Raw genomic sequence first — 6,316 nt, 5'->3', positions numbered from 1 at the left:
TTGCCTTTTTAGGTATGGGGCTGATGGGCACTCTGGCTGATCCGGAAGTCGCGGCTCAGGTGGGGCAGGGTACGGTCCTTGGTATTCAGACACTGAAGATCGAAGCGCTGGGGGGCCTGATCGCAGGTTTGGTGGCCGCCAAGGCAGCGGACCGGTTTTACCGCCTGGAGCTTCCCCTTGCATTTGCCTTCTTTGGAGGGAAGAAATCCATTCCTATCATTACGTTTGCATCAATGATCCCTATCGGACTGATCATTCCGGTGTTCTGGAATCTGCTGACCAATTTCCTTATCAGCATTTCCTTTATCTTTACAACACCGTACATAGGAAATGCCATTTATTATGCCTTAAACCGTGCGCTGATTCCTTTTGGCCTGCATCACGTTCTTTCCTCCATGGTCCGTTTTACTGAGGCCGGCGGAACCTATATGATTAATGGGACCGAATATGTGGGAATCTTAAATGCCACCAATGAAGTTCTTTTTAACTTAGGGCCCAGCAGTGAATACTGGGGCCAGCTGATGCCTACCCTTACCAGTTATCTGGGAGGCGCACAGATGTTGACAACTTTATTCCGCGTACCGGCTGTGGGGCTGGCAATGTACCGAACCTCTTATTTAAAGAACAGAAAGATCGCAAAAGGCGTAATCCTTACCTGCTGCCTGACTGCGTTTTTAGGCAATATCACAGAGCCGCTGGAATTCTCATTCCTGTTTATTTCACCGTCTTTGTTTATTCTCTACTGCATTATGAGCGGTATTGGTGCGATTCCTTACCAGATGCTTCATATCTCCATTGGCTATATCCGCGGTACGATTTTTGACTTTGGTATTTTTGGACTTTTATATGAAAATACACATTGGCTGAACCTTATCCTTCTGGGAATTGGAAACTTCATCGTGTTCTACCTGGTGTTCAAATGGTTTATTGTAAAATTCAATTTGGAAACACCGGGACGGGAAGGGTTTGAAATCGAAGAATCAGCAAGCATTCTTCTGAAGGAAAAGAACTGGCCGGCAATTGCGGAAGTTGTTATTAAGGGATTGGGCGGCAAGGACAATATCCTCAGTGTGGAAAACTGCATTTCCCGCCTGCGGGTGGACTTAAAAGATCCGACCAAGGTGGATCAGATTAAAATCAAGGATTCTGGCTGCGCGGGTATCTTCTTCCCGTCAACGGATCACATTCACGTTGTATTTGGGCCTCATGTGGAATTTGTCCGGCATGCGGTAGATGATGCAATGAAGAAATAAGAGGTGTACGATGAGAGCTTTCTATGATTCTAAGAGTAAACTGGATGACAGAGGGATTAAAAGACTGTTAAGTGAAACATTCAAATATGAGACGTGGCTTAAAGTGGAGGCTGCCCTGGCTCTTTCCCAGGCAGAGGAAGGCTTCATACCAATGGAAGCTGCTAAGGACATTGGGGCGGTTCGGTTTGAAGATCTGGATCTTGAGGAAATGGACCGGATCAAAGCAAAGGTAGGCCATGGGTTTGTCCCCTTTGTAAAGGTGCTGGTCAAGGCATGCAGTGACGAGGGCGGAAAACATGTCCACTACGGGGTTACAACCCAGAACATCCAGCAGACTTCCCAGCTTTATATCGCAAAGCAGGTAAATTCTGTGTTCAAAAGCTTTCTTGCAGATATCCTGGAAAATCTGGGCAGGCTGGCCTTAGACCATGCAGATACGGTCATGGCTGGGAGAACTCATGGCAGGCATGCCATACCCATCACCTATGGATATAAGGTTTCCGTCTGGATCAGCGAGCTGATGAACACTCTGGAACGGCTCGAGGAAAGCGAGAAGCGGGTGTTTGTAGCCATGATGGGAGGAGCCGTAGGAGGTTTTAATTCCACAGGTCTTGTGGGCCGCAAAATCCAGAACCGGGTTGCCCATAAACTGGGTATGGGCTCTATGGAGGTGCCCAGCCGGAACATGAGTCAGATGAAGCTGGAATATTTAATGAATCTGTCTCTTCTATGTAATACGTTTCACAAAATGGCGGAAGAGGTTTATTATACAGGCGTTGAAGAATTTTCTGAGGTCAGCGAATCCTTTACCCCGGGAACCATCGGCAGCTCCACCATGCCCCAGAAGATCAATCCCAAGTTAGCCAAGGGGATTATCGCCAATTCCCAGAAGCTTTACTCCCTTCCCTCTGTCGGCCTTTATTCTGCAGTGCGGATGTTTGAAGGGGACAGCAGCTCCTATATGCTGTTTGAAGGAATTATGGAGGAAGGCCTTCAGCTGACGACCGAGGTCCTGATAAGAGCCGAAGAATTAAGCCGCACCCTGCGGATCAACAAAGAGCGGATGCTTAAAAATGTGAATTTAAACCAGGGCCTTGATAACAGTGAACTTGTGATGATGAACGTGGCTGAAAAGATCGGCAAGGACAGAGCTCATGAACTCATGTATGAAAAAGCCATGATTGTGGAGCTGGAAGGAAATGATTATTATCATGTGCTGACAGAGGATGAAACCCTTGCCTCCATGTTTACGGCAGATGAATTAAAATCCATGATCGACCCCGCAAACTATACAGGGCTTTGCAGCGTGCTTGCAGAGGAGATGGCCCATAAGGCTCTTATAGGAGCAAAGAAGCTGAAAGAAAAACTGGAGTCAGAAAAGAAAAACGGCGTTACGGAAGCTGCGGCTGGCGAATAAAAAGCAGTATTTATTCAAACAAGGGGATGCGGCAGTGATTTGCGGCATTCCCTTTCATGATTAAGAATACAAGGAGAGTAACATGAGAAAACAACATGTGATTACAATTTCCGGGGCGGGGAGCGCCCGCGTTCCGGCACTTGTGGGTACGCTGGTCAATTATAAGGAACGTTTTCCCCTTTCAAAAATTATCTTCTATGATATAGATGATGAACGTATGGGATTAATGGAGGCCTACGACCGTCTGGTATTAAAATCCTATTATCCGGAATGTGAGGTGGTATTTACAACGGATGAGGATGAGGCATACAGGGATGTTGACTTTATCTTCTGCCAGATGAGGGTAGGAAAGACGACGATGCGTTCCCTGGATGAAAAGATTCCCCTGCGTTACGGACTGGTTGGACAGGAGACCTGCGGTCCCGGCGGATTCGCTTATGGTATGCGTTCTCTGGGAGCTATGAAGGAGATGGTGGAAAAGGTCCGTTCCTATTCCAAGGACACCTGGATTTTAAACTACACCAATCCCGCCGCTATTGTGGCATTGGGACTTGACCGGCTGTTTCCTGATGATAAGCGTATTTTAAACCTGTGCGACCAGCCTTTTTCTTTGATGAAGAGCTATTCCAAAATTCTTGGAGTACCCCAGGAAAGCCTTCGGGCACGTTACTTTGGGCTGAATCATTTCGGGTGGTTTACGGAGCTTGCGGATACGGAGGGAAATAATTACTTTGACACGCTGCGGTCTTATCTAAAAGACCATGACTTTAAGCCCTTTAATGCGGAACAGCGTTCAAAATCATGGCTGGATACCTATGTAAGGGTGAACAAATACATGAGACTAATGGATGAATATATTCCTACCACCTATATGCAGTATTACATGTTTCCCGATGAAATTGTGGAAGAAAGCGACCCGGATTACACCCGTGCCGATGAATCCCGGGATTCCAGGGAAAAGGAAGTGTTTGAACTTTGCGCCAGGGCTGTTGGGAAAGACCATATGGATGGACTGGAAATGCTGACCAACAGTGTGTTTGGAAACCTGATGGTGGAGGTTGCGGAATCCATTGCCTATGATCTGAACAAGGAATTTATTGTGATGGTGAAAAACCAGGGGATCATTGATAATTTTGAACCGGAGGCAATTGTAGAGGTGGCAGGAACCATTGGAAAGGACGGAGCAAAGGGCTATCCCTTTGGACCAATAAAGCCTTATTACAAGGGACTGATGGAAGGGCAGTATGCCTATGAGCTTCTGACTGTGGAAGCATTTTTAGAAAAAGATTATACAAAGGCATTAATGGCGCTGACGCTGAACCGTACGGTTGTGGACCCTTCTAAGGCGAAAGCGGTATTAGATGACCTGATGGCTGCAAATAAAGATTATTGGACGTTAGGATAGGTGGAGTATGGTACTTTATTCAAAACATATAATTCTTGAGAACCAGGAATTTGACGGATTTTTAGAGATGGAACATGGGAAAATAAAGGCGCTGCATAAGGATTATACCGGGCAATACGAAGACTTTTCTGATTTTGTCATTCTGCCCGGATTCATTGATATCCATATCCATGGCTGGGCGACTGGCTCTTTCTGGTTTGAGAAGAGTGCGGACGCATTAAAAGAAATGTGCCGCACCCTTCCCTATGCAGGAGTTACTTCTTATTTGGCGACCTCGGGAGCGGATACCATTCCGGAAATCGAGCGCTGCATCAAAGCTGCGGATGATGCCTATGAGGCGGATTATCCCGGGGCTGAGATGCTGGGAGTTCATCTGGAAGGGCCTTTTATCAATCCCCTTTACCGGGGGATGCAGCGGGAAGAGTGCTGCATTCTTCCAAGCCTTAAGGTGATGGAGGACATCTATAACAGCTTCCGGAACAAAGAGCTTTGCCGGTATATGACCATTGCTGTGGAACAGGAGGGGGCAAGAGAGGTACTGGAATTCTGCAGGGAGAAGGGAATACAGACCTCTGTCGGCCATAGTGGGGCCACCTTTTCCCAGATCAAAGAGATAAAGGATGCCGGCATCGGCGGTTTTACCCATACCTTCAGCGGGATGCGTGGATTCCATCACCGGGAGCTGGGAGTGGCGGGCGCCGCCCTGTATTTTGATGATATGATGTGTGAATTTGCCAAGCAGACAGGCATGACTGTGTCTCATGAGGCCTTTGACATCGCTTTCCGGATCAAAGGCAGCAAACGCATTATCATGACCACGGATTGCAGCGGTCTTGCCCAGACCCGGACGGAATTTGACCATTATGTCAGGAAAACGAAATTTATAAAAGAGGGAGACAAGGTACGGATCGCTCACTATGACGGCAGGGAAGAATGGATGGACCCCAAGGATTATCAGGCAGTCAGAGAGCTGGAGTTAAGTTACATAGGCTCCATTCAGAACATGGCAAGACATACCTCTGTGGATTGGTTTGATATCATGAGGATGACCAGCTTAAATCCTGCCCGGTATATTCATACGGACGACAGGAAGGGCAGCATAGAACCCGGCAAGGATGCGGACTTAACGATCGTGGATTCGAATTTGAATCTGGTTAGCGTATTTTGCCGTGGAAAGGAGATACGGGAATAGATGAAATGTGCTGTAAGTGACTTTGACAGGACCTTATATATAGATGGCTGTATCAGTGCCAAAAACTTAAACGCGATTAATGATTGGCAGGCAGCAGGAAACCGGTTTGTCATTGCCACAGGACGCAATGAATCTTCTGTCCGTGTGTTTTTGGAGAAGTATTCCATAAAGCCTGATGCCCTTATACTAAACAATGGCGCTCTCTTATTAGATGAAAGCGGAAAAGAGCTGTTTTGCAGGACCATAGATGAACATACGGCCAGAGAAGTGCTTTGGTACCTTCACGGTCTTGGTGAAGAAGGAAGCGGTGTATCCATGCGAAACGGAAAGGTGAATGTGCTTTCAAGTTCCGGAGCTACCACCCAAAAGCCCTGTGACGGGCAGGTTTCCATCGACCAGATCCATTGCCTGAAAGAGATCATCCAGATTCACAGGCGCAGGCAGGATGTGCAGTGGATCCGGACGCTGTGTGCCCGGCTGAACGAAAGGTTCCCTTTGATATCCGCTTACGCCAATGTCTGGAACGGGGATATTGTGGCAAAGGGTGTGAATAAGTCGGCCGCTGTGGAGTGGATCTCCAGGTATTGGGGCGGGTTTGATGAAATAAGGACCATTGGCGACAGTTCCAATGACTTACAGATGATTAAAGATTATAGCGGTGCAACCCTGTTAAGCGGGGATTCAGAGGTTGTGGCAGCTGCCTCGTTGATTGTAGGAGATGTGGCAGAATACTTATCAATGCCTTAGCGGACTTCATAAATAACTTTTGAGAGGCTGAAGGAGCAGCCTGTACGGATTTTTATTAAAGTTCTCCTATAGAATGGCGAAAGAGGGAAACAGTTCCCTGCCGGTTAGAAACAGTTTTTTACTGGATCTGGCCTGCAGGCTGCTGTTTCCCTCTTTTTAATGATAAAAATACAACTAATACATCACTTTAAACATAAGTAAAACAGCGATGAGTTTGATTACAAATATTTTTTGTTAGTTTAATACTGTTTTGTTTGGAAGAAAATGGGTCGATATATATAATAATGAAAAATACATCTTGA

Annotated in this window: 5 protein-coding genes; all 5 read left to right on the top strand. The window is 46.7% G+C overall.

Annotated elements, in window-relative coordinates:
- A partial coding sequence (locus RT269_RS23485) for a PTS transporter subunit EIIC (protein ID WP_313186257.1) occupies window positions 1-1,253 on the top strand: 1,253 nt, incomplete at its 5' end.
- A 10-nt stretch (window positions 1,254-1,263) separates the two neighbouring features.
- Complete coding sequence (locus RT269_RS23480) at window positions 1,264-2,670, top strand: class-II fumarase/aspartase family protein (RefSeq protein WP_313186255.1); 1,407 nt, start codon at window positions 1,264-1,266, stop codon at window positions 2,668-2,670.
- Window positions 2,671-2,752: 82 nt separating this feature from the next.
- The gene (locus RT269_RS23475; protein ID WP_313186253.1) at window positions 2,753-4,075 is read left to right on the top strand and encodes a family 4 glycosyl hydrolase; all 1,323 of its coding nucleotides are present in this window, start codon (window positions 2,753-2,755) and stop codon (window positions 4,073-4,075) included.
- 7 nt (window positions 4,076-4,082) lie between these two features.
- Window positions 4,083-5,267 carry an N-acetylglucosamine-6-phosphate deacetylase gene (gene nagA, locus RT269_RS23470; protein ID WP_313186252.1) on the top strand — a complete coding sequence of 395 codons (1,185 nt, stop codon included), beginning with the start codon at window positions 4,083-4,085 and terminating at the stop codon, window positions 5,265-5,267.
- Window positions 5,268-6,014 (top strand): HAD-IIB family hydrolase, encoded by a 747-nt coding sequence (locus tag RT269_RS23465; protein WP_313186250.1) that lies wholly within the window; start codon window positions 5,268-5,270, stop codon window positions 6,012-6,014.
- Window positions 6,015-6,316 lie beyond the last annotated feature (302 nt).

Origin of the sequence: Lacrimispora sp., assembly GCF_032078915.1 — a bacterium.
In the GTDB taxonomy this organism is placed as follows: Bacteria; Bacillota; Clostridia; order Lachnospirales; family Lachnospiraceae; genus Lacrimispora.
Note: the sequence above shows the minus strand (reverse complement) of the source record. Positions and strands in the feature narration are given on the sequence as shown.

What these genes read in the sequence shown, in the direction of transcription:
- RT269_RS23480 (WP_313186255.1), top strand. Translation starts at nt 1,264, where the DNA reads ATGAGAGCTTTCTATGATTCTAAGAGTAAACTGGATGACAGAGGGATT.
- RT269_RS23475 (WP_313186253.1), top strand. Translation starts at nt 2,753, where the DNA reads ATGAGAAAACAACATGTGATTACAATTTCCGGGGCGGGGAGCGCCCGC.
- nagA (WP_313186252.1), top strand. Translation starts at nt 4,083, where the DNA reads ATGGTACTTTATTCAAAACATATAATTCTTGAGAACCAGGAATTTGAC.
- RT269_RS23465 (WP_313186250.1), top strand. Translation starts at nt 5,268, where the DNA reads ATGAAATGTGCTGTAAGTGACTTTGACAGGACCTTATATATAGATGGC.